This is a genomic window from Rhizobium sp. 01N447_2, from assembly GCF_056399245.1.
Genome location: NZ_JBFTQY010000005.1, coordinates 98,286 through 122,763, shown reverse-complemented (window position 1 = coordinate 122,763; position 24,478 = coordinate 98,286). Strand labels below are relative to the sequence as shown.

The following is a 24,478-nucleotide window of genomic DNA, read 5'->3' as shown; positions in this document are numbered from 1 at the left end:
GCGGCGATGATCCCGGTCACGACGCTCAAGGACAGGAAGGTCGCGCTCTTCGGGCTCGGCGGCTCCGGCTTTGCCACCGCCCGGGCGCTGATATCCGGCGGTGCCGAGGTGACCGCCTGGGACGACAATCCAGACAGCGTTGCCAAGGCCGCGGCCGAAGGCATCAGGACGGAGGATCTGCACAGCATCGACTGGAGCCAGCAGGCGCTGTTCGTGCTGTCGCCCGGCGTACCGCTCACCCATCCGAAGCCGCACTGGACTGTCGATCTTGCCCGCGCGGCCGGCGTCGATATCGTCGGCGATGTCGAGCTCTTCGTACGCGAGCGCCGCGCCCATGCGCCGGATTGCCCTTTCATCGCCATAACAGGCACCAACGGCAAGTCGACCACGACGGCGCTGATCGCCCATATCCTGAAATCCGCCGGCTACGACACGCAGCTTGGCGGCAATATCGGTACGGCGGTGCTGACGCTCGATCCGCCGAAGGCCGAGCGTTATTACGTCGTCGAATGCTCCTCCTACCAGATCGATCTGGCGCCGACGCTGGACCCGTCGGCCGGCATCCTGCTCAACCTGACGCCCGATCATCTCGACCGTCACGGCACGATGCAGCATTATGCCGATGTCAAGGAACGGCTGGTCGCCGGTAGCGATGTTGCAATCGTCGGCATCGACGACAGCCATTCGGCGCTGATTGCCGACCGCGTCGAGCGGGCGGGCGTCAAGGTGGTCCGCATCTCGCGCCGCAACGTCGTGGCCGACGGGATTTATGCCGAGGGCACCAAGCTCATCAAAGCTGCCGGCGGCGCGATGCTGCCTTTCGTCGATCTCGACGGCATCCAGACGCTGCGCGGCAGCCACAATGCGCAGAACGCCGCCGCAGCCGTCGCTGCCTGCCTTGCCGTCGGCGTGTCGGCCGATGACATCCGCGCCGGCTTTGCCTCGTTCCCCGGCCTCAAGCACCGCATGCAGCCGGTCGGGCAGCGTGGCCGTGTCGTTTTCGTCAACGATTCCAAGGCGACCAATGCCGATGCCGCGGCGCCGGCCCTTTCGAGTTATGATCGCATCTACTGGATCGCCGGCGGCCTGCCGAAGGCTGGCGGCATCACGACGCTCGCTCCCTATTTTCCTCGCATCGCCAAGGCCTATCTGATCGGCGAGGCGGCGGCGGAATTCGCCGCGACGCTCGGCGAGGCTGTTCCTTACGAAATATCGGATACGCTGGAGCGCGCCGTCGCGCATGCGGCCGCCGATGCCGAACGCGACGAGAGCGCCGCTTCGGCCGTGATGTTATCCCCGGCTTGCGCAAGCTTCGACCAGTATAAGAATTTCGAAGTCAGGGGCGAAGCCTTCGTCGGCCACGTGGCAGCGCTTGACGGGATTGCGATGCTGATCGGTCCGGCAACAGGAGAGAAATGACATGGTAAGCCGCGCGGAACGTGGGCCTCTGGCCGATTGGTTCTGGACCATCGACCGCTTCTTCCTGGCGATGTTCATCTTTCTGATGGGCATCGGATTCATGCTGTCATTTGCGGCATCTCCTGCGGTCGCCGAACGCATCGGGCTCGAGCCTTTCCACTTCGTAAAGCGCCATGCCGCCTTCATGATCCCCTCGATCGGAGTCATGCTCGGGCTGTCGTTCCTGACGCCGCGCCAGGTGCGACGAACCGCGATCCTGATCCTGATCATCTCGGTCGCCATGATGGTGCTGGTGCTGTTCGTTGGGCAGGAGGTCAAGGGTGGCAGGCGCTGGATCTGGATCGCCGGCCTTTCCATCCAGCCATCGGAATTCATGAAGCCCGCCTTCGTCGTGGTCTGCGCCTGGCTGTTTGCCGAACATGCGCGCCAGCCGGAGATCCCCGGCAATCTCTTTGCCATCATCCTGTTCGGCATCGTCGCAGCCCTTCTCATCGCGCAGCCGGACCTCGGCCAGACCATCCTGACCACGGCCGTCTGGGGTGGGATGTTCTTCATGGCCGGCATGCCGTGGATCTGGATCATGCTGCTCGGCATCGGCGGCGCCGGCGGCCTGCTCAGCGCCTATTACGTCTTCCCGCACGTTGCGTTGCGTATAGACAAATTCATGACCGGCGAAGGCGACACGTTCCAGATCGATACGGCGCGCGAGGCGATCATCCGCGGCAGCTGGTTCGGCCAAGGGCCGGGCGAAGGCATCGTCAAGCGCATCATCCCGGATGCGCATACCGACTTCATCTTCTCGGTCGCGGCCGAGGAATTCGGCATCGTCTTCTGCATGGCGCTCGTTGCGCTGTTTACCGTTCTGGTGCTGCGCGGCCTCTCGCATGCCTATCGCGAACGGAATGACTTCAACCGCTTCGCCGTCGCCGGCCTGGTGCTGCAGATGGGCATCCAGTCGATCATCAATATCGGCGTCAATCTCGAACTGTTGCCGGCGAAGGGCATGACGCTGCCGCTGATTTCCTATGGTGGCTCGTCCATGGTGGCGATCTGCGTCACCGCCGGCTTCATCTTGGCGCTGACCCGCCATCGACCGGAAAAACGCGCGCAGGACCGGAGCCTCTTCCGCGTCCCGCACGGCATGCCGGCGGAGTAGAAGACCATGAGCAAAGGCATCGTGCTGCTTGCCGCCGGGGGGACCGGCGGCCATGTGTTCCCGGCGGAGGCGCTGGCCTTCAAGCTGAAGGAGCGCGGCTATTCGGTGCATCTCGTCACGGACAGCCGGGCCGAGCGTTATGCCGGCAAGTTTCCGGCCGAGGAAATCCATGTCGTGCCGTCGGCAACGATCGGCTCGAAGAACCCGGTTGCTGTCGCCCGCTCGCTGTGGACGCTCTGGAGCGGCATGCGGGCGGCAAAGAAGCTGATTCAGCGGCTGCGGCCTATCATTGTCGTTGGTTTCGGTGGTTATCCCACCGTGCCGCCGCTGCTTGCCGCCACCCGGCTCGGCGTGCCCTCGATGATTCACGAGCAGAATGCCGTGATGGGGCGCGCCAACAAGGCCTTGGCAACCCGCGTGCAGGCCATCGCCGGCGGGTTCCTGCCGGAGGGAGGCGCCGCCTTTCCAGACAAGACGGTGACGACGGGCAATCCGGTCCGCCCGGCGATCATCGCTGCGGCCGAGGTGCCTTACATGCCGTCGCATCCGGGCGAGGCCTTCAACCTCGTCGTCTTCGGCGGCAGCCAGGGCGCGCAATATTTCTCCAAGGCGCTGCCGACGGCGATCAGCCTGCTCGACGAGGCGCTTCGCGTGCGCCTGCGCATCACCCAGCAGGTGCGTCCCGAGGATATGGAAATGGTCAGCGGCTGCGTCGCCAAGCTGGAAATGGGGGCCGATATCGCCCCCTTCTTCACCGACATGGCCGAGAGGTTGGCGAGGGCGCATCTCGTCATCTGCCGTTCGGGCGCCTCCACCGTTTCGGAAATCTCCGTCATCGGCCGGCCGGCCGTGCTCGTCCCTTACCCGCATGCTCTCGATCACGACCAGGCGGCGAATGCGGCGGCACTCGCTGCGACCGGCGGAGCGAAGGTGATCGCCCAGTCGGAGCTTTCGCCGGAGAAGATCGCGGCGATCCTGACGGCTGTCATGAACGATCCGGAAAAGCTTTCGCACATGGCGGCGGCGGCGAAACGCGCCGGGAAACCCGATGCCGCGAACTTGCTTGCCGACATGGTTGAGGCTATTGCCGCCAGACGGACAATTGCGGAATTCAAGAGGACACGCGCATGAAACTGCCGAAGACGATCGGCCTCGTCCATTTCATCGGCATCGGTGGCATCGGCATGAGCGGCATTGCCGAGGTGCTGCACAATCTCGGCCACAAGGTGCAGGGATCGGACCAGGCTGACAGCGCCAATGTCCAGCGCCTGCGCGACAAGGGCATCGAGGTGTTTGTCGGTCACCGGGCCGAAAACCTGGGTGAGGCCGAAGTCGTCGTCGTCTCGACGGCGATCAAGAAGAGCAATCCGGAGCTCATCGCCGCGCGCGAAAAGCTGCTGCCGGTGGTGCGCCGTGCCGAAATGCTGGCCGAGCTGATGCGCTTCCGCAATGCGATCGCCATCGGCGGCACGCATGGCAAGACGACGACCACCTCGCTGGTCGCCACACTACTCGAAGCCGGCGGGCTCGACCCGACCGTCATCAATGGCGGCATCATCAATGCCTACGGCACCAATGCCCGCATGGGCGAGGGCGAGTGGATGGTGGTCGAGGCCGACGAATCGGACGGCACCTTCCTGAAACTTCCGGCCGATGTCGCCGTCATCACCAATATCGACCCGGAACATCTCGATCATTACGGCAATTTCGACGCCGTGCGTGCAGCCTTCCGGCAGTTTGTCGAGAACGTGCCGTTCTACGGCTTCGGCGTCATGTGTCTCGACCATCCCGAGGTGCAGTCGCTGGTCGGCCGCATCGAGGACCGCAAGATCATTACCTATGGCGAGAACCCGCAGGCCGACGTGCGCTTCAAGAATGTGCGCATCGACGGCACGCGCTCAATATTCGACGTCGAAATCCGCCGCCGCCGCACAGGCCAGGTGATCGAGCTCAAGGGGCTGGTCATGCCGATGCCGGGGCGCCATAATATTTCCAACGCAACGGCGGCGATCGCCGTTGCCAACCGGCTCGGCATATCGAGCGCCGATATCGCCAAGGGGCTTGCCTCCTTCGGTGGCGTCAAGCGTCGTTTCACGCTGACCGGCGAGTGGAACGGCGTGCAGATATTCGACGATTACGGCCATCATCCCGTCGAGATCAAGGCGGTGCTGCGCGCCGCCCGAGAGTCCTGCAAGGGGCGTGTCATCGCCGTCCACCAGCCGCATCGCTTTAGCCGTCTTGCGAGCCTGTTCGAGGAATTCGCCGCCTGCTTCAACGATGCCGACAGCATCTTCCTGGCACCGGTCTATGCGGCGGGCGAGGATCCGATCGAAGGCATCGATTCCGTGTCGCTGGTCTCACGCATCAAATCCGGCGGCCATCGCGACGCCCGCTTTATAAACTCGGCGGAGCTTTTGCCGCAGATGGTCGCGGAGGTTGCAAAGCCTGGCGATTTCGTGGTTCTGTTGGGGGCTGGGAGCATCACATCCTGGGCGGCGGCGCTGCCCAAGCAACTGGAAGGCCTATCGGGAAAGTCCGTATGAAACAGGTGAATGGGGAAAAGCTTCTCGCGTCTCTCGGAGACGGTGTAAAGGATATCCGCGGCCGTATCACGCCGGATGCCCCGATGGACCGTGTCACCTGGTTCAGGGCCGGTGGCCTGGCCGAGCTGATGTTCCAGCCGCATGACATCGACGATCTCATCGCCTTCCTGAAGATATTGCCGGAAGAGGTGCCGCTGACGGTGGTCGGCGTCGGCTCCAACATCCTGGTACGCGACGGCGGCATTCCCGGCGTCGTGCTGCGCCTGTCGGCCAAGGGGTTCGGCTTCGTCGAGCTCGCCGGCGAAAACCGTATTCTGGCCGGCGCCATCTGCCCGGATAAACACGTGGCGGCGATGGCGATGGACAACGGCATCGGGGGCTTTCATTTCTTCTACGGCATTCCGGGCGGCATCGGCGGCGCGGCGCGCATGAATGCCGGCGCAAACGGCGTGGAGACGCGCGAGCGGCTGATCGAGGTCCATGCGGTCGACCGCAAGGGCGACAAGCACGTGCTTTCCAATGCCGAGATGGGCTATTCCTACCGGCATTCCACAGCATCGACAGATCTGATCTTCACCTCGGTGCTGTTCGAGGGTTATCCGGAAGAGCGCGCCCAGATCCGCGCCGAGATGGACGCCGTGCGCAATCACCGCGAGACGGTGCAGCCAGTGCGCGAAAAGACAGGCGGCTCGACCTTCAAGAACCCGCAGGGCCATTCGGCCTGGAAACTGATCGACGAAGCGGGCTGCCGCGGTCTCGTCATCGGCGGCGCGCAGATGTCGGCGCTTCACTGCAATTTCATGATCAACATGGGGCAGGCGACCGGCTACGACCTCGAATATCTCGGCGAGCAGGTGCGCCGCGAGGTCTTCGAGAAAGACGGCATCAAGCTCGAATGGGAAATCAAACGTCTCGGCGTCTTCATGCCCGGCCGCGAAGTGCGTCCGTTCCACGGTGTGACGAGCGAGTAACGGTTACTTCACCGCAAGCTTCAGGCCTTCGCGCGCCGTGACGAGGGGCGACCAGCCAAGCACGTCACGGGCGTGGGATATATCGACCTGCAGGGAACCACAAAGACGTTGGTAGACGGCGTGCTTTCCCGTGACCCTCGCGCCCATCTGCAACAAGGCGGGGGGGAAGGGGAGCAGCATCGGTTTGACGCCCAATCCTGCGGCAATCCCTTCGATAAGCCCGGGAGTCGAAAGATCTTCTCCATCGCCTGCTAGAAAGGTCTGGCCGGCTGCGCCGGGATGCTTCATCCCGGTGATGATCAGATCGACGAGATTTGGAAGCGCGACCAATGTCCGACGGTTCTTCAGCGACGCGAAGGGGAGCGGTATCTTCTTCCTGACCAGTCCGACGAGCAGGGCGAAATTGCCCCTCGCGCCGCGTCCATAGACGAGCGGCGGGCGAATGACCACGACTTCCATGCCTGTTCGGGCGGCAATTTCATGCAGCCCGATTTCAGTTTCCAACTTCGAAATGCCATAGGGATCGATCGGCATTGGCGTATCGTCGTGCCGGAAGGGGCGATCGTTTTCCTCGCCATTGACCTTGATGCTGCTGATGAAGACGAACCTTTTTACGCCCGCGCGGGCGGCCTGCTCGGCGAGGTTCAACGTGGGGGCGGTGTTGATCCGACGAAATTCCGCAAGCGGATCGGCTGCGCGGTCGTTCATGATGTGAACACGAGCGGCGAGATGGACGATGACATCGATACCCTCGAGAACCGCTGTCCAATCGGTTTCGCTTGTTATCTCGATGGGGAAATGCCGCACAGATGTCGGGAAGCTGGCGGCTGCAGATCGCGTCGTCACTGCAAGCTCGCATATCCGCTCTCCATGCAGTCTCTCGACGAGTGGTCCACCGACAAAGCCGGCTGCGCCGGTAATGAGGCATCGCATGATCTGTTTCCCGTTTTGCCGTGAGTGCTCGGGTTAACCGGAAGTGCTCATGGCATCAATACAAAAGCCGCGACGTTAGCCGTCGCGGCTTGTTGTTTGCTTGCTGCTCGAGGCTCAGACTTCCTCGCGGCCCGACAGCCGGATGCAGACGAGCGAGATCACTGCCGAGGCGGCGAGATAGTAGCCGACATAGTCCAGGCTGTAATGGGTGGCGAGCCAGGTGGCGATATAGGGAGCGAGCGAGGCGCCGAAGATGCCGCCGAGATTGAAGGTCATCGAGGCGCCGGTATAGCGCACCGTGGTCGGAAAGGGGGCGGCCAGGGCAGCGCCGATCGGACCATAGGTGAAGCCCATCAAGGCGAGGCCGATGATCGAGCACAGGAAAGCGCCTGTGAGACCGCTGGTCAACAGCGTCGCGTAGAAGAAGCCGAAGATCACGATGGCAATTGTCGTCAGCGTCAGGATGAGGCGGCGCGAATAGAGATCGGAGAGCCAGCCGGAGAGCGGGATTGTCAGGCCGAAGAAGACGACGCCGACAAGCTGGACGACCAGGAACTRCTCTCTCGTATAACCGAGCCCGCCCTTTTCCAGAGGTGTCGTGCCCCAGGAGAGCGTGAAGACCGTCATCAGGTAGAACAGCACGAAGGTCGCGACGGCAATGAAGGTGCCGAGGATCAGGCTGCGCAGATGGTTGCGGAAGACCACTTCGATCGGCACGGCGACGCGCTCGTGCTTTTCGACGGCTTTGCGGAATTCCGGCGTCTCGGCGATCTTGAGGCGGACATAGAGGCCGACGGCGACAAGGGCGAGGCTGGCGATGAAGGGAACGCGCCACCCGTAATCGAGGAAATCCTCGTTGCTCATCGTTTCGGCCAGGATGAGGAAGAAGCCGGAGGAGAGGATGAAGCCGATCGGCGCGCCGAGCTGCGGGAACATGGCGTACCAGCTGCGCTTGCCGGGAGGAGCGTTTTCGGTGGCAAGCAGAACGGCGCCGCCCCATTCGCCGCCGAGGCCGAGGCCCTGGCCGAAGCGGCAAAGCGCCAGCAACAAGGGTGCTGCGATGCCGATCGCATCATAGCCCGGCAGCATACCGATCAGGACCGTCGAAAGCCCCATCGTCATCAGCGCGGCGACKAGTGTCGCCTTGCGACCGATGCGATCGCCAAAATGACCGAAAATGACGGCGCYGATAGGGYGGGCGAAGAAGGCGATCGAGAAAGTGACGAGCGACTGCAGCGTTGCGGCGTTCGAATCGCTTGCCGGGAAGAAGAGATGCGGGAAGACGAGGACGGCTGCCGTCGCGTAGACGTAGAAGTCGAAGAATTCGATGGTAGTGCCGACAAGGCTGGCGATGAGAACGCGAGCCGGGGAATTGACTTGCGCGCTGTTCGAGGCGGGAGTCGGCGATGCGGAGATCGCGTCTGTCATTTTCATTCCAATCAGTATTTTTATGGAGCGCCTAGGGAGGCTGGCGGGTCTTAACGCAATTTCAGGTCTGAGAAAACGTCTCCTCGCGCCGCACTTGCCGCATCTCCACCCGTTTCTTGATCCTTGCGTGGAGCTTGCCGCGGCAATGTCCACGCGCTTGACCGGAATCAAATTGTAACGGATTCATTTAAACTCTTGGTTGAGGTTAAGGAGGCGAGCATGCAAAAGAGTCTAGTTGCTGAGTTTCTCGGCACGTTCTGGCTGGTCTTCGGCGGATGCGGCAGCGCAGTGCTGGCCGCGGCCTATCCCGAGCTTGGGATCGGTTTCGTCGGCATAGCCTTTGCGTTCGGTCTGACAGTGCTCACCATGGCCTATGCCGTGGGCGGCATTTCGGGCGGTCATTTCAATCCCGCCGTCTCGCTTGGCCTAACTGTTGCCGGACGGTTTCCCGCGGCGCGTCTCGTTCCCTATGTCGTCGTGCAGGTTGTCGGCGCCATCGCCGCGGCGGCGCTGCTTTATCTCATCGCCAGCGGCAAGGCAGGTTTCGAACTCGGCGGCTTTGCCGCCAACGGATATGGCGATCATTCTCCAGGCGGTTATTCACTGCTTTCGGCGCTGCTGATCGAAGTGCTGCTGACCATGTTCTTCCTAATCATCATCTTGGGGTCGACCAGCAGCCGGGTGCCTGCCGGCTTCGCGCCGCTTGCGATCGGCCTCGGGCTGACGCTGATCCATCTCGTTTCTATCCCCGTGACGAATACCTCGGTCAATCCGGCGCGTTCCACCGGCCAGGCGCTTTTCGTTGGCGGCTGGGCGCTGCAGCAACTCTGGCTGTTCTGGATTGCGCCGCTTGCGGGTGGAGCGCTCGGCGGGCTCGTATGGAAATTCCTCGACGACGCCGACTGACCGCAAGATAACGAGCTATCCCATTGAACCCGCGCGGTTTTTTCGTGCGGGTTTTTCTGTTTTCGCGGATCGGCGGCGTCTTCGATCTGGCAATCCCGAAGAAGAGAAGGTTAAAAAATCAAGGGCGCGGCAATACGAAGTTAACGAAAGTAAACACTTCATTAACCATAATGATGCTCTAATGCACCCAGGTCGGACAAAGGCCTGAAACGACGCAGACAGCTTCGCGCAAGCGTCGATTTCGAAACTGGAAGTTATTTTTTGGGGGTGTTGATGAGTCGCAAGCATGTCGCTGTCCTGATGGGCGGATTTTCCTCGGAAAGGCCCGTCAGCCTTTCCTCGGGAAAGGCTTGCGCAGAAGCCCTCGAGGCAGAGGGCTTCGACGTGACGCGTATCGACGTGGCGCGCGACGTTTCCGAGAAGCTTGCTGCGCTGAAGCCCGATGTCGTCTTCAATGCGCTTCACGGCCCGTTCGGCGAGGACGGCACCATTCAGGGCATCCTCGAATATCTTGAAATCCCCTATACGCATTCGGGCGTGCTTGCCTCGGCGCTGGCGATGGACAAGGACAAGGCGAAGCTCGTTGCCGGCGCCGCCGGCATTCCGGTGGCCGAATCGCAGGTGGTCAACCGTTTCGCCTTTCCCGCGACGCATCCGATGAAGCCGCCCTATGTGGTGAAACCCGTCCGCGAAGGGTCGAGCTTCGGCGTCGTCATCGTCACCGAAGATCAGGCGCATCCGCCACAGATCGTCAGCTCGCCCGAATGGCGCTACGGCGAAGAGGTGATCGTCGAGCGCTATGTTTACGGTCGCGAACTCACCTGCGGTGTCATGGGTGAAACTCCGCTCGGTGTCACGGAAGTGGTGCCGCAGGGACACAATTTTTATGATTACGACTCCAAGTACGCGGCAGGCGGTTCAAAACACGTCATCCCCGCGAAAATTTCACCGAATATTTACCAAAAAATACAAACATTGTCCCTAAGGGCGCATCAGGCAATCGGTTGTCGCGGCGTCAGTCGGTCCGACTTTCGTTACGACGATCGTTTCTCCGAAGACGGCGAAATCATCTGGCTGGAAGTCAATACCCAGCCAGGTATGACTCCAACCTCGCTCGTGCCCGAAATGGCCGGTCATGCCGGTTATTCGTTTGGTCAGTTTCTCCGGTGGATGGTGGAGGACGCGTCTTGTTTGCGTTGACAGTCAAGAGGATTGGGCGCCCCAGCCATCATGCCGTGCTTCCGATCATGGAAGCCGAAGAGCGGTTCGTGTTGCCGCGTCCGCTGCGCCGGGTCACGCGCTTCCTGATCAGCCTCTGCAGCGGCCGCATCTACATTCCTGTTCATACGGGCACGGTCTCGGCGCTCGCCTTCCTGGCTGCGACGGGGCTTTACGGCATGTCGCTCGGCGGTCACACGGAAGCCGTCGCGCAGGCGACGACGACGGCCGCGGGTTTTGCGATCGAGGACGTGAAGGTCTCCGGCAATTCGGAGACCTCCGAAATCGAGATCCTGCAGCTGATCGGCCTTGACGGCACGACCTCGCTGGTTGCGCTCGACGTCGATGCCGCCCGCAGGAAGATCGCCCATCTTCCCTGGGTCGAAAGTGTCGAGGTGCGCAAGATTTATCCGAAAACGATCGAAGTGAAGCTCAAGGAGCGCCAGGCCTATGCGATCTGGCAGCACGGACAGGAGCTTTCCCTGATCGAGAAGAACGGCAGCGTCATTGCGCCGCTGCGCGACAACAAGTTTTCGGCGCTGCCGCTCGTCGTCGGCCGCGATGCCGAAACGGCGGCGGCTTCGCTCGACGACGCCTTCTCGAAGTGGCCCGACGTGAAGGCCCGCGTGAAGGCCTATGTCTGGATATCAGGCCGTCGCTGGGACCTGCACATGGACAACGGCGTCGTCGTCAAGCTGCCGGAAGACGGTATCGACCAGGCACTGGCGACGCTTTCGAAGTTCGACAAGGAGCACCAGCTCCTGGAGCGAGACATTGCCGCGGTCGATCTCAGGCTGGCCGACAGAACCGCGATCCAGCTGACGCCGGAGGCGGCGATCCGCAGGCAGACGGCAGTGACGGAGCGTACGAAAGAATTGAAGAAGGCGGGGCAGAATATATGAGCTTGTTCGGTTCATCCCATTTCGGATTGCCGCGCCTGAAGCCGCTTTCGTCGAAGCGGTCACATGTCGTTTCGGTGCTCGATATCGGCTCGACCAAGGTCGTCTGCATGATCGGCCGGCTGACGCCGCGAGAGGAAAGCCAGATCCTGCCGGGCCGCACGCACAATATCGAGATCATCGGCATCGGCCACCAGCGTTCCCGCGGCATCAAGACTGGCGTCATCGCTGATCTCGACGCGCTGGAAGGCGTCATTCGCCTTGCGGTCGACGCGGCGGAGCGCATGGCGGGGCTGACCGTCGAAAGCCTGATCGTCAACCTGACGGCTGGCCGCCTCGGCAGCGACATCTACACCGCGACGATCGATCTCGGCGGCCAGGAAGTCGAGCTCAACGATCTGAAGAAGGTGCTGTCGGCCGCCTGCCAGCAGTCGCTGCGCCAGGACCGTTCGGTGCTGCATTCGCTGGCGACCGGCTTCTCGCTCGACGGCGAGCGCGGCATCCGCGATCCGCTGGCGATGTACGGCGATGCACTCGGTGTCGACATGCATGTGGTGACGGCGGAGCGCTCGGCGCTGAAGAACCTCGAGCTTAGCGTCAACCGCGCGCATCTGTCGGTCGAGGGCATCGTTGCGACGCCCTATGCATCGGGCCTTGCGGCTCTCGTCGACGACGAGGTCGAGCTCGGCTGCGCGGCGATCGACATGGGCGGCGGCACGACAACGATCTCGGTCTTTGCCGAAGGCAAGCTCGTTCATACGGATGCCGTCGGCCTCGGCGGCCATCACGTCACCACCGACCTGGCGCGCGGCCTTTCGACCCGCATCGAGGATGCGGAGCGGCTGAAGGTCGTGCATGCCTCGGCCCTTTCGAATTCCTCCGACGAGCGCGAGCTGATCTCGATCCCGCCGATCGGCGAGGACGATCGCGACCAGCCGTCGCAGGTGCCGCGGGCGCTGGTTTCGCGCATCGTGTCGGCCCGTATCGAGGAGACGATGGAACTGATCCGCGACCGGATCCAGCGCTCCGGTTTCAGCCCGATCGTCGGCAAGCGCGTCGTGCTGACCGGCGGGGCGAGCCAGCTGACCGGCCTTGCCGACGTGGCGCGGCGCATCCTTGCCCGCAACGTTCGCATCGGCCGCCCGATGGGCGTCTCGGGGCTGCCGACGGCGGCCAAGGGCCCGGCCTTTTCGACGGCCGTCGGCCTGATGATCTATCCGCAGGTCGCGGACATGGAGACACATGCGTCACAGAGCGGTCTGCTCATGTCGCTTGGGGGAAATAACAGCCGCATAGCCCGCATGGGCCAGTGGCTGAAGGAAAGTTTCTGAAATTGAGTAATTGGCCGGCGTGGCGATGCGGCCAGAGAGAGAAGGAACAGGTACCATGACCATCAAGCTGCAAAAGCCTGACATCACAGAGCTGAAGCCGCGCATCACCGTGTTCGGCGTTGGCGGCGGTGGCGGCAATGCCGTCAACAACATGATTACCGCCGGCCTCCAGGGTGTCGACTTCGTCGTCGCCAACACGGATGCGCAGGCGCTGACGATGACGAAGGCCGAGCGCATCATCCAGCTCGGCGTCAACGTTACCGAAGGCCTCGGTGCCGGCTCGCAGCCGGAAGTCGGCCGCGCGGCCGCCGAGGAGTGCATCGACGAAATCGTCGATCACCTGAACGGCACGCATATGTGCTTCGTCACCGCCGGCATGGGCGGCGGCACCGGCACAGGTGCTGCTCCCGTTGTCGCGCAGGCCGCCCGCAACAAGGGCATCCTGACGGTCGGCGTCGTCACCAAGCCGTTCCATTTCGAAGGCGGGCGTCGCATGCGTCTGGCCGAGATGGGCATCCAGGAACTGCAGAAGTCTGTCGATACGCTGATCGTCATTCCGAACCAGAACCTCTTCCGCATTGCCAACGACAAGACGACCTTCGCCGATGCCTTCGCCATGGCTGACCAGGTTCTCTATTCGGGCGTTGCCTGCATCACCGACCTGATGGTCAAGGAAGGCCTCATCAACCTCGACTTCGCCRACGTCCGCTCGGTGATGCGCGAAATGGGCCGCGCGATGATGGGCACCGGCGAAGCCTCCGGCTCCGGCCGCGCGCTGCAGGCCGCAGAGGCTGCGATCGCCAACCCGCTGCTCGACGAAACCTCGATGAAGGGCGCCCAGGGCCTGCTGATCTCCATCACCGGCGGTCGCGACCTCACACTCTTCGAAGTCGACGAAGCCGCGACCCGCATCCGCGAGGAAGTCGATCCTGACGCCAACATCATCCTCGGCGCCACCTTCGACGAATCGCTCGAAGGCATCATCCGCGTCTCGGTCGTCGCAACCGGCATCGACCGGGCGATGAACGAAGCCGCCGAGCGGAACCTCCAGCCGGCAGCAAGGCCCGCTATCCGTCCCTCCGCGGCTGTTGCTCCGGCAGCGGCCGCAGTTCAGCCTGCCCCCGTGATGCAGGCACCGAAGGCCATGGATCCGATCGCGCAGACCATCCGCGAAGCCGAGATGGAACGCGAGCTCGAAATTCCGGCCCCGCGTGCTGCGGCACCGCTACAGCAGCCGGCTCCACAGCAGGAGACCTTCCGTCCGCAGAGCAAGATCTTCGCGCCTGCGCCGGAAGCTCCGGCAATGCGTCCGGCTCCGGTGCAGCAGCAGGCTCCGGCGCCCGTCATGAGCCAGCCGGTGATAAGCCAGCCGGTTCAGCAGCAACCGGTCCGGCAGGAGCCGATCATCCGCCAGGCGCCCGAACCGATGCGCATGCCGAAGGTCGAGGATTTCCCGCCGGTCGTCCAGGCTGAACTCGACCACCGCACGCAGCCGGCTTCCGCGCATGCGGCGGAAGAGCGCGGTCCGATGGGCCTGCTCAAGCGAATCACCAATTCGCTTGGCCGCCGTGACGACGACGCCGTTGCCGCCGATATGACCGCCGCACCGCCGGCCGCTTCGCAGCAGCGCCGTCCGCTGTCGCCGGAGGCAAGCCTCTACGCACCGCGTCGCGGCAACCTCGACGACCAGGGCCGGGCAGTTCCGCAGGCCCGGATGATGCAGGAAGACGACCAGCTGGAAATCCCGGCATTCCTGCGTCGCCAGTCGAACTGAGTGCGTGCTTCGGCACCGTTCATGCCCGGGATCAAGGTCCCGGGCATTGCTGTTTTTCAGCCTGCGATTCGCGAGCAATTTCAATCGCGTGACTTCGTAACAAAGCGAAAGAAACAGTGATTTGGATTGGAGCGCCGGCGCACGTAAGTATGGTGCAAGGAAACTGCCCTAGGAGACCTTTCGACAGACTCCTTCTGCAGAATGAACGATGACCGCGCCGATCGGACAGACCGCCGGTACGGAAGAATAAAAGGCAGATTTTATGGCAATTGGCTTGCTGGGTTTTCAAACGACGGTATCGCGTCCCGTGACGCTTTCGGGCATCGGGGTGCATTCGGGCGCTGACGTCTCGATCACCCTGAACCCGGCTGAATCGGACACCGGCGTCGTTTTCCAGCGCTTGCATGACAATGGCGACATTACCGAACTCAAGGCTGTTTCCTCGCAGGTCGGCAATACCGACCTCTGCACCGTGCTCGGCTTCTCACCCGCCCATTCGGTCGCGACGATCGAGCATGTCATGGCCGCCGTCTATGCGCTCGGCCTCGACAATGTGGTGATCGAGGTGCAGGGCTCCGAAATGCCGATCATGGACGGCAGCTCGCTGCCCTTCGTCGAGGCGATCGAGCAGGTCGGTCTCGTCTCGCTCGGTGTCAAGCGCCGTTATATCCGTATCACCAAGCCGGTGCGAATCGAGCATGGCGGCTCGTGGAGTGAATTCCGTCCCTATGATGGTACGCGCTTCGAAGTCGAGATCGATTTCGACTGCCCGCTGATCGGCCGGCAGAAGTGGGCCGGCGACATGACCGCCGCCGTCTTCAAGACCGAACTTTCCCGCGCCCGCACCTTCGGCTTCATGCGCGATGTAGAGCGTCTCTGGGCGTCGGGCCATGCGCTTGGCTCCTCGCTTGAAAATTCAGTCGTCATCTCGGACGACAACACCGTCATCAATGTCGAAGGTTTGCGTTACGCCAAGGACGAATTCGTCCGCCATAAGACGCTCGATGCCGTCGGCGATCTGTCGCTTGCCGGCGCCCAGTTCATCGGCTGCTACCGCTCGTATCGCGGTGGTCACAAGATGAATGCCAATGCGCTGAAGGCGCTGCTCGCCGATCCCTCCGCCTACGAGGTTGTGGAGACGTCGACGCCACGCCAGCGTGTCGCTGCCCGCGAACTGATCGCAGTCAGCGCTTCGGAATTCGCTCCCTGGTCGGCATGACCTCCAGCATATTCTCAAGACCAGGCCGCCTCTTTCCCGGAGGCGGTTTTTTTATGTCCGGCCGTGTCTGYGGCAATAGACCGATGCTTGGCCGCCCCAGGTCGGGAAGAAGTTGAAAAGCCGATCATTCTTCGGCTGCTGCCACAAAAATGCGTTAATGCCTTATCATTGCGTTGCTCTTGATGCACATTTGTGGCTAGAAACGCCAGCGAGGCGTGGCTGCCGTGGAGAGAGCGGCAGCAGTGGGGTTCTTTCGAATGGGTTATGCAGGATCTGAAGGTATGATGAAGACAGCGCGCGCCTTGTTCGCATCGCTTCTGGTGCTCAGCGCAGGCGCCTCGATCTCTGGTTGCCAGTCGGACCCCGATATCGACATCACCAAGCTCGGCCTCGAAACCGATCCGCCTGACGAGCTCTACACCCAGGGCCTTGCCAATATGAAGGCCGGCAACATGGCGGAAGCAGCGCGCAAGTTCGACGCGATCGACCGCGAAAACCCATTCTCCGAATGGGCGCGCAAGGCGCTTGTGATGAGCACCTTCGTCAAATACCGCCAGGGCCGCCTGGACGATGCGCTTGCTTCCGGCAACCGCTACATGTCGCAATATCCGAAGTCCCAGGATGCCGCCTATGTGCAGTATCTCATCGGTCTCACCTATTCCAAGCAGATCGTCGACGTGACGCAGGACCAGCGCGCCTCGGCCAAGACGATCGAGGCGATGCAGGCCGTCATCGACAATTATCCGAACTCCGAATATGTCGATGACGCACAGGCCAAGATCCGCTTCGCGCGTGACCAGATCGCCGGCAAGGAAATGCAGATCGGCCGCTACTACATGGAGCGGAAGGAATATCTCGCCGCGATCTCGCGCTTCCGCATCGTCGTCGAGAAATATCCGAATACGAACCAGATCGAAGAGGCCTTAGCGCGTCTCGTCGAAGCTTATTACGCCATGGGCATTGTCGACGAGGCGCAGACAGCCGCTGCCGTTCTCGGTCACAATTATCCCGACAGCCAGTGGTATGCTGATTCCTACAAGCTGCTGCAGAGCGGCGGTGCCGAGCCGCGTGAAAACAAGGGCTCGTGGATCGCAGCAGCGGGCAAGAAACTTCTTCTCGGTTCCTGAGGCCAATGCTGATCCAGCTTTCGATCCGCGATATCGTCCTGATCGAGCGGCTGGATCTTGCCTTCGAGACCGGCCTCTCCGTGCTGACGGGCGAGACCGGGGCGGGCAAATCCATCCTGCTCGACAGCCTGTCGCTGGCGCTCGGTGGGCGCGGCGACGGCGACCTGGTGCGCCATGGCGAGGATAAGGGCCAGGTGACGGCGGTGTTCGACGTCGGCATGCAACACGGCGCCCGCACACTCCTGCGTGAAAACGGCATCGATGACGAGGGCGACTTGATTTTCCGCCGCCAACAATCGGCGGACGGGCGCACCAAGGCCTATGTCAACGACCAGCCGGTCAGCGTGCAACTGATGCGCCAGGCCGGTCAGATGCTGGTCGAAATCCACGGACAGCACGACGATCGCGCCCTTGTCGACACCAATGCTCACCGCACTCTGCTCGATGCTTTCGCCGGTCTCACCGACGAGGTTTCGGAGGTCTCCCGGCTCTATCGCCTGTGGCGCGACAGCGAGCGGACGCTGAAGAAGCATAGGGAGAAGGTTGAAAGTGCTGCGCGCGAAGCCGACTACCTGCGCTCTTCGGTCGAGGAGCTCGAGAAGCTCTCGCCGCAGGATGGCGAGGAGGAAGAGCTCGCTGATCGCCGGCAGAAGATGATGAAGGCCGAGCGAATCGCCGGCGATATCGCCGAGGCGTCCGAATTCCTGAACGGCAATGCCTCGCCGGTGCCCCATATCGCCTCGCTGGTACGCAGGCTGGAGCGCAAGAGCCATGAGGCGCCCGGACTGCTCGAAGACACTGTGGCGCTGCTCGACGCAGCACTCGACCAGCTCTCCAACGCGCAGATGGAAGTCGAGGCGGCACTGCGCAAGACCGAATACGATCCGCGCGAACTGGAGCGGGTGGAGGAGCGGCTTTTCGCGCTCAGGGCCGCCTCGCGCAAATATTCCGTTCCCGTCACCGAGCTGCCGGCGCTTGCTGTGCGCATGATCGCCGATCTTGCCGATCTCGATGCGGGCGAGGAGCGGCTTGCTCGGCTCGAAGCCGAGGTCGGCCTGGCGCGGGAAAGTTACGATGCGGCGGCGCGCGCGCTGTCCAACAAGCGCCATCATGCCGGCACTGCGCTGGCCGGGGCTGTCATGGCCGAGCTGCCGGCGCTGAAGCTCGAACGCGCCCGTTTCATGGTTGAGATCAGCACGGATGCGGGGGAGGCGCTCGCCGAAGGCATCGACGTCGTCGAGTTCCATGTCCAGACCAATCCGGGCACGCGACCAGGCTCGATCATGAAGGTCGCCTCGGGCGGCGAACTCTCGCGTTTCCTGCTGGCGCTGAAAGTGGCGCTCGCCGATCGTGGATCGGCCCCAACGCTCGTCTTCGACGAAATCGATACCGGCGTCGGCGGTGCGGTGGCCGATGCGATCGGCCAGCGGCTGAAGCGGCTGTCTGAGCGGGTGCAGGTGCTGTCGGTCACGCATGCGCCCCAGGTCGCGGCGCGGGCCGCGACGCATCTTTTGATTTCCAAGGGACCGTCGGCCGATGGGTCCGAGAAGATCGCCACGCGCGTCGCGACGATGGCGCAGAAGGACCGTACCGAGGAGATCGCCCGTATGCTGGCCGGGGCTTCGGTCACCGAAGAGGCGCGGGCTGCGGCGAAGCGGCTGCTGGCCGGCAACGGCTGATTTTTCTTCTGATGCTCTTTCCGCTTGAGCTGGTGGGATGACAATCATCCTGCGGCGCGATATGCGCTGAAGCTTCCCGATCGGCGGCGAGCTCAAGCCATGCGACTTTTCCATTTCAGCGACGATCCCGGTATCGTAGCGTTCGAGCCACGCTCGGTTCGCGTCCCGTCTGCCCGCGCGCCCGGCCGGGAATGGCTGAACGGTCCACTCGTCTGGGCAATCGATGCCGATCATGATTTCATGTATCTCTTTCCGCGCGATTGTCCCCGCATCCTGCTCTGGGCGACAGCCGATACGCCGGAGGCCGAACAGCGGCGCTGGCTCGGCGACTGGCGCGCTGTCGCCTACGTCGAGCGCCATTGGCTGGAAAGGCTCGAAGCGGAGACGATCCACCGTTACGAGATGCCGGCCGAGGGCTTCGAGGATCTGGGTGATGCCGGCATGTGGGTGGCCCGCAGACGCGTCATTCCCATGGAGAGGACCGCCATCTCACGGCTCGACCAGGAGTTTGCGCCGCGCGGGGTGGAGCTTCGGGTGGTGGACACGCTGACGCCGCTGAAAGGGCTCTGGGGCACCAGCCTGCATGTCAGTGGCATCAGGCTGCGTAATGCGGGCGATTGGGAATAGCCGGATAGGGCGGTAACAAGGATTCCACGGCATGAAAGTTGGCGCGAAAGCTCACCTCAATCTCCCTCATCCCTGTACTCGTCACAGGGATCCAGCGCGCCCAAGTCGTTGGGCGCGGGAGATTCTTCTTCGTTGAAAGAGAGCTATTCACGGCGCGGACGCGCCGTGGCTGGATTCCTGTGACAGGCACAGGAATGAGGGAGGAGAGGTGAGCAGGCCGATCCTCCCCACGGCGGATACGCGGCCTCTCTTTTCATCCGGAAATTTTGCTCTAAAAAACAATGCAGATTCTCTGGAGTGATGTTCCATGTCCACCGAAGGTTCCACTGTCGACACGTTGACGATCGAAGAGGCTGCCGCAGAGCTCGAACGGCTGGCAAAGGAGATTGCGCATCACGATGCGCTCTACCACGGCAAGGACCAGCCGGAGATTTCGGATGCCGATTACGATGCGCTGAAGCGTCGCAATGATGCGCTCGAGGCTCGGTTTCCCGAGTTGATTCGCGAAGACAGCCCATCGCGGCATGTCGGTGCAGCGCCCTCCGTCACCTTCGCGCCCGTCATCCATGCGCGGCCGATGCTGTCGCTCGACAACACCTTCTCGCAGGAGGACGTGCAGGATTTCGTCGCCGGCGTCTATCGTTTCCTCGGCCGTCTGCCGGACCAGTCGATCGCCTTTACCGCCGAGCCGAAGATCGACGGCCTGTCGATGTCGATCCGTTACGAGAACGGCAGGCTGGTGACGGCCGCAACGCGTGGCGACGGCACGACGGGCGAGAATGTCACTGCCAACATCCGGACCATCGCCGAGATCCCCAACGAGCTGCCGAAAGGCGTGCCGGCCGTCGTGGAGATCCGCGGTGAAGTCTATATGGCCAAGAGCGACTTCCTGGCGCTCAACCGGCAGATGGAGGCTGAGGGCAAGCAGACCTATGTCAATCCGCGCAACACCGCGGCCGGGTCGCTGCGCCAGCTCGACGCCAAGGTGACGGCGAGCCGCAAGTTGAAATTCTTCGCGTATGCCTGGGGCGAGATGTCGGAGATGCCGGCTGATACACAGTTCGGTATGGTGCAGACCTTCAAGGACTGGGGTTTTCCGGTCAATCCGCTGATGAAGCGGTTGAACTCGGTCGCCGACATCCTGGCGCATTATGACGAGATCGGCCTCGAGCGTCCGGATCTCGACTACGACATCGACGGCGTCGTCTATAAGGTCGACAGTCTCGAGCTGCAGGCCCGTCTCGGTTTCCGCTCACGTTCGCCGCGCTGGGCGACGGCGCACAAGTTCCCTGCCGAACAGGCTTTCACGATCGTCGAGAATATCGACATCCAGGTTGGCCGCACCGGCGCGCTAACGCCCGTGGCGCGTTTGACGCCGATCACCGTCGGCGGCGTGGTCGTCACCAATGCGACGCTGCACAACGCGGATTACATCCAGGGCATCGGCAATAGCGGCGAACGCATCCGCGACGACCAGCACGATATCCGCATTGGTGATACCGTCATCGTGCAGCGCGCAGGCGACGTCATTCCGCAGGTACTCGACGTCGTCATGGAGAAACGCCCGGCCGAGGCCAGGCCCTATGAATTTCCGAAGACCTGCCCGGTCTGTGGTTCACATGCCGTGCGTGAAAGACATGAGAAGACCGGCAAGCTCGATTCGGTCACCCGCTGCACCGGCGGCTTCATCTGCCGGGCGCAGGCGACAGAGCATCTGAAGCACTTTGTCTCGCGCAACGCCTTCGATATCGAGGGCCTCGGCTCGAAGCAGATCGACTTCTTCTTCGAAAACGAAGATCCGTCGCTGCAGATCCGCACCGCGCCCGATATCTTCACGCTGGAGGAACGGCAGCTGCAATCATTGACCAAGCTCGAGAATATCGACGGCTTCGGCAAGGTCAGCGTCGGCAAGCTCTATGGCGCGATCAACGAGCGGCGCAGCATTGCGCTCCATCGCTTTATCTACGCGCTCGGCATCCGTCATGTCGGCGAGACTACCGCGAAGCTGCTGGCGCGCTCCTATGGCACCTACGAGGCATTCGAGACGGCGATGCGGGAGGCCGAGACACTTTCCGGCGACGCCTGGAACGATCTCAACGCCATCGACGGTATTGGCGAGGTCGTCGCCCGTGCCATGGTCGAATTCTACAAGGAGCCGCGCAACGTTGCGGTGATTTCGGAGTTGATCAGACAGGTAGAGCCGCAGAAGGCCGAACAGCCGGTGACGGCAGGCAGCCCGGTTGCCGGCAAGACCGTGGTTTTCACGGGTTCACTGGAAAAATTCACCCGCGACGAGGCGAAGGCGCGGGCGGAAAGCCTCGGCGCCAAGGTGGCGGGATCGGTCTCGAAGAAGACCGACATCGTCGTCGCCGGCCCCGGCGCCGGCTCCAAGCTCGACAAGGCGCGCGAACTCGGTGTGCAGACGATGGACGAGGACGAATGGCTGGCGCTGATCAGCGGGTGAGGGGCTGACGGCAAGCCGCCAGCCCCGTTTGCTCACAGCCTGAGCCGCGCCATCGTATAGGCATCGACGTATTGACCGGCGCGATATCCGAAGGCCTTCAGCAGGCCTTCCTGCTCGAAGCCGAATTTCCGGTAGAGGCCGATGGCGACATCGTTGTCGGTATAGACGGTCAGTTCCAGCCGTTTGATATCGAGCCAGTCGTCGGCGGCGTCGACCATCGCGCCGAGCAGGATCCGTCCGAAGCCACGGCCGGTGAAATCGTCATGCACGCCCATGCCGATACTGGCGACGTGCTGCCGGCGGTCGGAGAGGCGGTTGAGGCCGCCATTGCCGACGATCTTGCCGTCCTGGGTGACGACCAGGTTGAGCGCGCCCGGCGACGGGTTTTCCATGTGTTTGCGAACCTCCTCGACCGGCTGGTAGGGCGGCCGCAAGGTGCCGGCCCGGTAGCCCGGCAGATTTATGAGATCGGTGATCTCCTCGGCATCGGACAGGCGGACGGCGCGCACGAGGACGCCATCCGGCAGGCGCGCTCGGCCGCGAGGTTCATTCTCTTCGTTTTCGGACATTCATGCTCTCCATCTGTGTCGGGAGGAGAGCCGGTTTCCGAAAACCCTGCTCGCCTCGGCAGGGTTTCGGGATGATGATCGGATCGCTGCTAACGCGCCATCGCTCCCGCGTACCCTTCAAGGGTCGTGGTGTGATGGATAAGCGCTGCCATGGTTACGGAACCGATCATGGCGGCAAGTTTCGATATGCGGGTTAAAAAGTCAACCATGCGTCGTGTCGAATTTGCGCGGCCGGAAGCGGGGCGGTATTCCTGTTCCCGAAGAAACGATTCGGGTTGCTGATTTGAAGACCATCGCGATTGACTTCGAGACGGCGAACGAACAGCGCGGCAGCGCCTGCGCCGTCGGCCTTGCCTGGATCGAGGAGGGCAGGGTGACGCGCGTCGAGGAGCGGCTGATCCGGCCGCGGGAGATGCGCTTTTCCGGGATGAACATCGCAATCCATGGCATCCGGCCGGAGCATGTCGAAGATGCGCCCGAGTTTCCCGAGGTGATGGGCGAGTTCGAGGAAGATTTTCGCGGCGCGACGATGATCGCGCACAATGCTGCCTTCGATTTCAGCGTCTGGCGGGCGAGCCTCGATCTCTACCGGCAATCCTATCCGGAGCTTACCTATCTCTGCAGCCTGAAGATGGCGCAGCGGATCTGGCCGCATTTCCTGTCGCACCGGCTGAACCTGATCGCCGAGCATCTCGGCCTGCGTTTCGTGCACCACAACGCTGCCGAGGATGCTGTGGTCTGCGCGGCCGCGGCGATCGAGATGGCGAAAGCCGTCAAGGCCAGTGCCGTTCACGCGATACCGGCGCTGATCGGCATGAGGCCCGGCCGGCTGACGGCGCGGGCCTACGAGCCCTGCACCTGCCGGAAAGGCTGAGCCCTACAGCGAGCCCCATTTCTTGCAAAGCATGGGTGCATGCTTATCTAGAATGCGGATTATTCAGGGAGCCGCCATGTCCAGACTGCGCAATCTTCTCCTCGCCGCCTTTTCCTTCTCCGTCCTTTCCGCAGGTRCTGCCTCAGCCGAAGTCGTCGGCAAGGTCGGGGTCGACTGGATCGGCAACGACATCATTGTCGAGGCGGTCTCCGACCCTGAGGTCAAGGGCATCACCTGTCACGTCACCTATTTCGATCGCAGCCTGATCGACCGGTTCAAGAACGGCAACTGGTTCGAGGACCCATCCAATAATTCCATCGCCTGCCGGCAGACCGGGCCGATCGAGATCGGTAATATCGACCTGTCCAAGGATGGCAGCGAGGTGTTCCGCCAGGGCATATCGCTGATCTGGAAGACGCTGGTCGTCAACCGCATTTACGACAAGACGAACGACACGCTGATCTATCTCGCCCATTCGCGCGAACTGACCGACGGTTCGGCGAAGATGTCGATCTCGACCATTCCGCTCTATGGCCAGAACGTTGTCTGGAAGAATGGGAAGCCGCAATAAAGCGGGGAGGTTCCGGGGTCTCTCGCGCTTGCGATGAAAGACCCCGCCCCAACCCCTCCCCACAAGGGGGAGGGGCTTAACTTGCCGCACCCGCTTTCCAGATCTTCGACGTTTCGAGATGAACGAGGCGGGCGCTCCGGGTAGTCCCTCCCCCTTGTGGGGAGGGGTTGGGGAGGGGTCTTCCTAAAAGCTGATCCGATGCCGCTTTGCGCCTGCATCAAACGAAAAAGGCCCGGACGAGCCGGGCCTTCGAATTCTAGATATGAGTATTCCTCAGGCGGCCTGCGTCAGTTCGTCGGCTATGACCGTGTCGAGATTCAAGAAGCAGACCATGGTCTTTTCGAGCGCGACGATGCCGCGGCAGAAGGCGCGCTGGGCTTCCGGAATGATTTCCGGCGGTGGCTGCAGGTCTTCGCTCTTGATGGTCATCATGTCGGAAACCTGCTCGACCAGCAGGCCGACCAGCTTGCCGGCGATGTCGGTGACGATGATCGCCGAGCGCTCGGAGGGCTCGGTCATTTTCATGCCGAGGCGGCAGGCCATGTCGATGACGGGGATCACCGCACCGCGCAGGTTGATGAGACCCAGCACATAGGGCGGGGTGTGCGGCATCGGCGTCACTGGTGCCCAGCCGCGGATTTCGCGGATGGCCATGATGTCGATGCAGAATTCCTGATCGCCCAGGTGGAACGAAACGATTTCGAGATAAGCGCCCGACTGCTTGATGGCGTTATTGTTGTTCATGGTCAGAATTCTTCCCAGTTGTCCCC

The 24,478-nt window shown here is 62.4% G+C and carries 21 protein-coding genes; 17 read left to right on the top strand and 4 right to left on the bottom strand.

Annotation, left to right across the window (positions count from 1 at the left end; genetic code table 11):
• The first annotated feature begins 6 nt into the window (after window positions 1-6).
• Genes murD through murB form a run of 5 tightly spaced genes read left to right on the top strand, consistent with a single transcriptional unit; the run spans window position 7 to window position 6,089 of the window.
• The gene (murD, locus tag AC1ECN_RS04975) at window positions 7-1,419 is read left to right on the top strand and encodes a UDP-N-acetylmuramoyl-L-alanine--D-glutamate ligase (RefSeq protein ID WP_130672900.1); all 1,413 of its coding nucleotides are present in this window, start codon (window positions 7-9) and stop codon (window positions 1,417-1,419) included.
• 1 nt (window position 1,420) lies between these two features.
• Window positions 1,421-2,575 carry a putative lipid II flippase FtsW gene (gene ftsW / locus AC1ECN_RS04970; RefSeq protein WP_012758288.1) on the top strand — a complete coding sequence of 385 codons (1,155 nt, stop codon included), beginning with the start codon at window positions 1,421-1,423 and terminating at the stop codon, window positions 2,573-2,575.
• 6 nt (window positions 2,576-2,581) lie between these two features.
• Complete coding sequence (gene murG, locus AC1ECN_RS04965; RefSeq protein ID WP_130661952.1) at window positions 2,582-3,706, top strand: undecaprenyldiphospho-muramoylpentapeptide beta-N-acetylglucosaminyltransferase; 1,125 nt, start codon at window positions 2,582-2,584, stop codon at window positions 3,704-3,706.
• Complete coding sequence (gene murC, locus AC1ECN_RS04960) at window positions 3,703-5,118, top strand: UDP-N-acetylmuramate--L-alanine ligase (protein WP_024320782.1); 1,416 nt, start codon at window positions 3,703-3,705, stop codon at window positions 5,116-5,118. Before murG ends, murC begins: the two co-directional genes overlap by 4 nt.
• Window positions 5,115-6,089, top strand: coding sequence for a UDP-N-acetylmuramate dehydrogenase (gene murB / locus AC1ECN_RS04955; RefSeq protein WP_130655905.1), 975 nt, complete (start codon window positions 5,115-5,117; stop codon window positions 6,087-6,089). The genes murC and murB overlap by 4 nt, the downstream gene beginning before the upstream one ends.
• Before the next feature lie 3 nt (window positions 6,090-6,092).
• On the opposite strand, the gene AC1ECN_RS04950 is transcribed toward murB, so the two are convergent.
• Both AC1ECN_RS04950 and AC1ECN_RS04945 read right to left on the bottom strand, forming a co-directional pair.
• The gene (locus AC1ECN_RS04950) at window positions 6,093-7,022 is read right to left on the bottom strand and encodes a UDP-glucose 4-epimerase family protein (RefSeq protein WP_477952338.1); all 930 of its coding nucleotides are present in this window, start codon (window positions 7,020-7,022) and stop codon (window positions 6,093-6,095) included.
• Between the two features lie 114 nt (window positions 7,023-7,136).
• Window positions 7,137-8,450: an MFS transporter gene (locus AC1ECN_RS04945; RefSeq protein ID WP_477952336.1), complete on the bottom strand. Its 1,314-nt coding sequence runs from the start codon at window positions 8,448-8,450 to the stop codon at window positions 7,137-7,139.
• 195 nt (window positions 8,451-8,645) lie between these two features.
• Between AC1ECN_RS04945 and aqpZ the strand changes: the two genes are divergently transcribed.
• The 10 genes from aqpZ (at window position 8,646) to ligA (ending at window position 21,694) form a co-directional block, all read left to right on the top strand.
• Window positions 8,646-9,356 (top strand): aquaporin Z, encoded by a 711-nt coding sequence (aqpZ, locus tag AC1ECN_RS04940; protein ID WP_477952334.1) that lies wholly within the window; start codon window positions 8,646-8,648, stop codon window positions 9,354-9,356.
• A 273-nt stretch (window positions 9,357-9,629) separates the two neighbouring features.
• A complete protein-coding gene (locus AC1ECN_RS04935; RefSeq protein ID WP_012758281.1) occupies window positions 9,630-10,556 on the top strand; it encodes a D-alanine--D-alanine ligase in 927 nt (308 codons plus the stop codon).
• Window positions 10,544-11,476, top strand: a complete 933-nt coding sequence (locus tag AC1ECN_RS04930) for a cell division protein FtsQ/DivIB (protein ID WP_075224107.1) — start codon at window positions 10,544-10,546, stop codon at window positions 11,474-11,476. Before AC1ECN_RS04935 ends, AC1ECN_RS04930 begins: the two co-directional genes overlap by 13 nt.
• Entirely contained in the window at window positions 11,473-12,804 is a 1,332-nt protein-coding gene (ftsA, locus tag AC1ECN_RS04925; RefSeq protein WP_003561012.1) for a cell division protein FtsA, read from the top strand. Before AC1ECN_RS04930 ends, ftsA begins: the two co-directional genes overlap by 4 nt.
• Window positions 12,805-12,859: 55 nt before the next feature.
• Window positions 12,860-14,578: a cell division protein FtsZ gene (gene ftsZ, locus AC1ECN_RS04920; RefSeq protein WP_477952331.1), complete on the top strand. Its 1,719-nt coding sequence runs from the start codon at window positions 12,860-12,862 to the stop codon at window positions 14,576-14,578.
• Window positions 14,579-14,840: 262 nt separating this feature from the next.
• Window positions 14,841-15,797 carry a UDP-3-O-acyl-N-acetylglucosamine deacetylase gene (lpxC, locus tag AC1ECN_RS04915; protein ID WP_018483854.1) on the top strand — a complete coding sequence of 319 codons (957 nt, stop codon included), beginning with the start codon at window positions 14,841-14,843 and terminating at the stop codon, window positions 15,795-15,797.
• Window positions 15,798-16,054: 257 nt separating this feature from the next.
• Window positions 16,055-16,924 (top strand): outer membrane protein assembly factor BamD, encoded by an 870-nt coding sequence (locus AC1ECN_RS04910; protein WP_018074152.1) that lies wholly within the window; start codon window positions 16,055-16,057, stop codon window positions 16,922-16,924.
• A 5-nt stretch (window positions 16,925-16,929) separates the two neighbouring features.
• Complete coding sequence (gene recN, locus AC1ECN_RS04905; protein ID WP_075224105.1) at window positions 16,930-18,603, top strand: DNA repair protein RecN; 1,674 nt, start codon at window positions 16,930-16,932, stop codon at window positions 18,601-18,603.
• 99 nt (window positions 18,604-18,702) lie between these two features.
• Window positions 18,703-19,230, top strand: coding sequence for a DUF6886 family protein (locus AC1ECN_RS04900; RefSeq protein ID WP_024320791.1), 528 nt, complete (start codon window positions 18,703-18,705; stop codon window positions 19,228-19,230).
• 307 nt (window positions 19,231-19,537) lie between these two features.
• A complete protein-coding gene (ligA, locus tag AC1ECN_RS04895) occupies window positions 19,538-21,694 on the top strand; it encodes an NAD-dependent DNA ligase LigA (RefSeq protein ID WP_130661949.1) in 2,157 nt (718 codons plus the stop codon).
• Between the two features lie 32 nt (window positions 21,695-21,726).
• Here the strand turns inward: ligA and AC1ECN_RS04890 are convergent, their stop codons facing one another.
• A complete protein-coding gene (locus tag AC1ECN_RS04890; protein ID WP_130672898.1) occupies window positions 21,727-22,263 on the bottom strand; it encodes a GNAT family N-acetyltransferase in 537 nt (178 codons plus the stop codon).
• Between the two features lie 283 nt (window positions 22,264-22,546).
• Here AC1ECN_RS04890 and AC1ECN_RS04885 point away from each other — a divergent pair, with 283 nt between their 5' ends.
• Both AC1ECN_RS04885 and AC1ECN_RS04880 read left to right on the top strand, forming a co-directional pair.
• Window positions 22,547-23,137, top strand: coding sequence for a 3'-5' exonuclease (locus tag AC1ECN_RS04885; RefSeq protein WP_130655898.1), 591 nt, complete (start codon window positions 22,547-22,549; stop codon window positions 23,135-23,137).
• Between the two features lie 76 nt (window positions 23,138-23,213).
• Window positions 23,214-23,708 (top strand): CreA family protein, encoded by a 495-nt coding sequence (locus AC1ECN_RS04880; protein ID WP_477952326.1) that lies wholly within the window; start codon window positions 23,214-23,216, stop codon window positions 23,706-23,708.
• 273 nt (window positions 23,709-23,981) lie between these two features.
• Here AC1ECN_RS04880 and AC1ECN_RS04875 read toward each other — a convergent pair whose 3' ends face one another.
• Window positions 23,982-24,452 carry a chemotaxis protein CheW gene (locus AC1ECN_RS04875; protein WP_003541378.1) on the bottom strand — a complete coding sequence of 157 codons (471 nt, stop codon included), beginning with the start codon at window positions 24,450-24,452 and terminating at the stop codon, window positions 23,982-23,984.
• Window positions 24,453-24,478: the final 26 nt, after the last annotated feature.

Bases quoted from the DNA above. Each gene is read 5' to 3' on its own strand.
- murD (WP_130672900.1), top strand. From the start codon at position 7: ATGATCCCGGTCACGACGCTCAAGGACAGGAAGGTCGCGCTCTTCGGG.
- ftsW (WP_012758288.1), top strand. From the start codon at position 1,421: ATGGTAAGCCGCGCGGAACGTGGGCCTCTGGCCGATTGGTTCTGGACC.
- murG (WP_130661952.1), top strand. From the start codon at position 2,582: ATGAGCAAAGGCATCGTGCTGCTTGCCGCCGGGGGGACCGGCGGCCAT.
- murC (WP_024320782.1), top strand. From the start codon at position 3,703: ATGAAACTGCCGAAGACGATCGGCCTCGTCCATTTCATCGGCATCGGT.
- murB (WP_130655905.1), top strand. From the start codon at position 5,115: ATGAAACAGGTGAATGGGGAAAAGCTTCTCGCGTCTCTCGGAGACGGT.
- AC1ECN_RS04950 (WP_477952338.1), bottom strand. From the start codon at position 7,022: ATGCGATGCCTCATTACCGGCGCAGCCGGCTTTGTCGGTGGACCACTC.
- AC1ECN_RS04935 (WP_012758281.1), top strand. From the start codon at position 9,630: ATGAGTCGCAAGCATGTCGCTGTCCTGATGGGCGGATTTTCCTCGGAA.
- ftsA (WP_003561012.1), top strand. From the start codon at position 11,473: ATGAGCTTGTTCGGTTCATCCCATTTCGGATTGCCGCGCCTGAAGCCG.
- lpxC (WP_018483854.1), top strand. From the start codon at position 14,841: ATGGCAATTGGCTTGCTGGGTTTTCAAACGACGGTATCGCGTCCCGTG.
- AC1ECN_RS04910 (WP_018074152.1), top strand. From the start codon at position 16,055: ATGGGTTATGCAGGATCTGAAGGTATGATGAAGACAGCGCGCGCCTTG.
- recN (WP_075224105.1), top strand. From the start codon at position 16,930: ATGCTGATCCAGCTTTCGATCCGCGATATCGTCCTGATCGAGCGGCTG.
- AC1ECN_RS04900 (WP_024320791.1), top strand. From the start codon at position 18,703: ATGCGACTTTTCCATTTCAGCGACGATCCCGGTATCGTAGCGTTCGAG.
- ligA (WP_130661949.1), top strand. From the start codon at position 19,538: ATGTCCACCGAAGGTTCCACTGTCGACACGTTGACGATCGAAGAGGCT.
- AC1ECN_RS04890 (WP_130672898.1), bottom strand. From the start codon at position 22,263: ATGTCCGAAAACGAAGAGAATGAACCTCGCGGCCGAGCGCGCCTGCCG.
- AC1ECN_RS04875 (WP_003541378.1), bottom strand. From the start codon at position 24,452: ATGAACAACAATAACGCCATCAAGCAGTCGGGCGCTTATCTCGAAATC.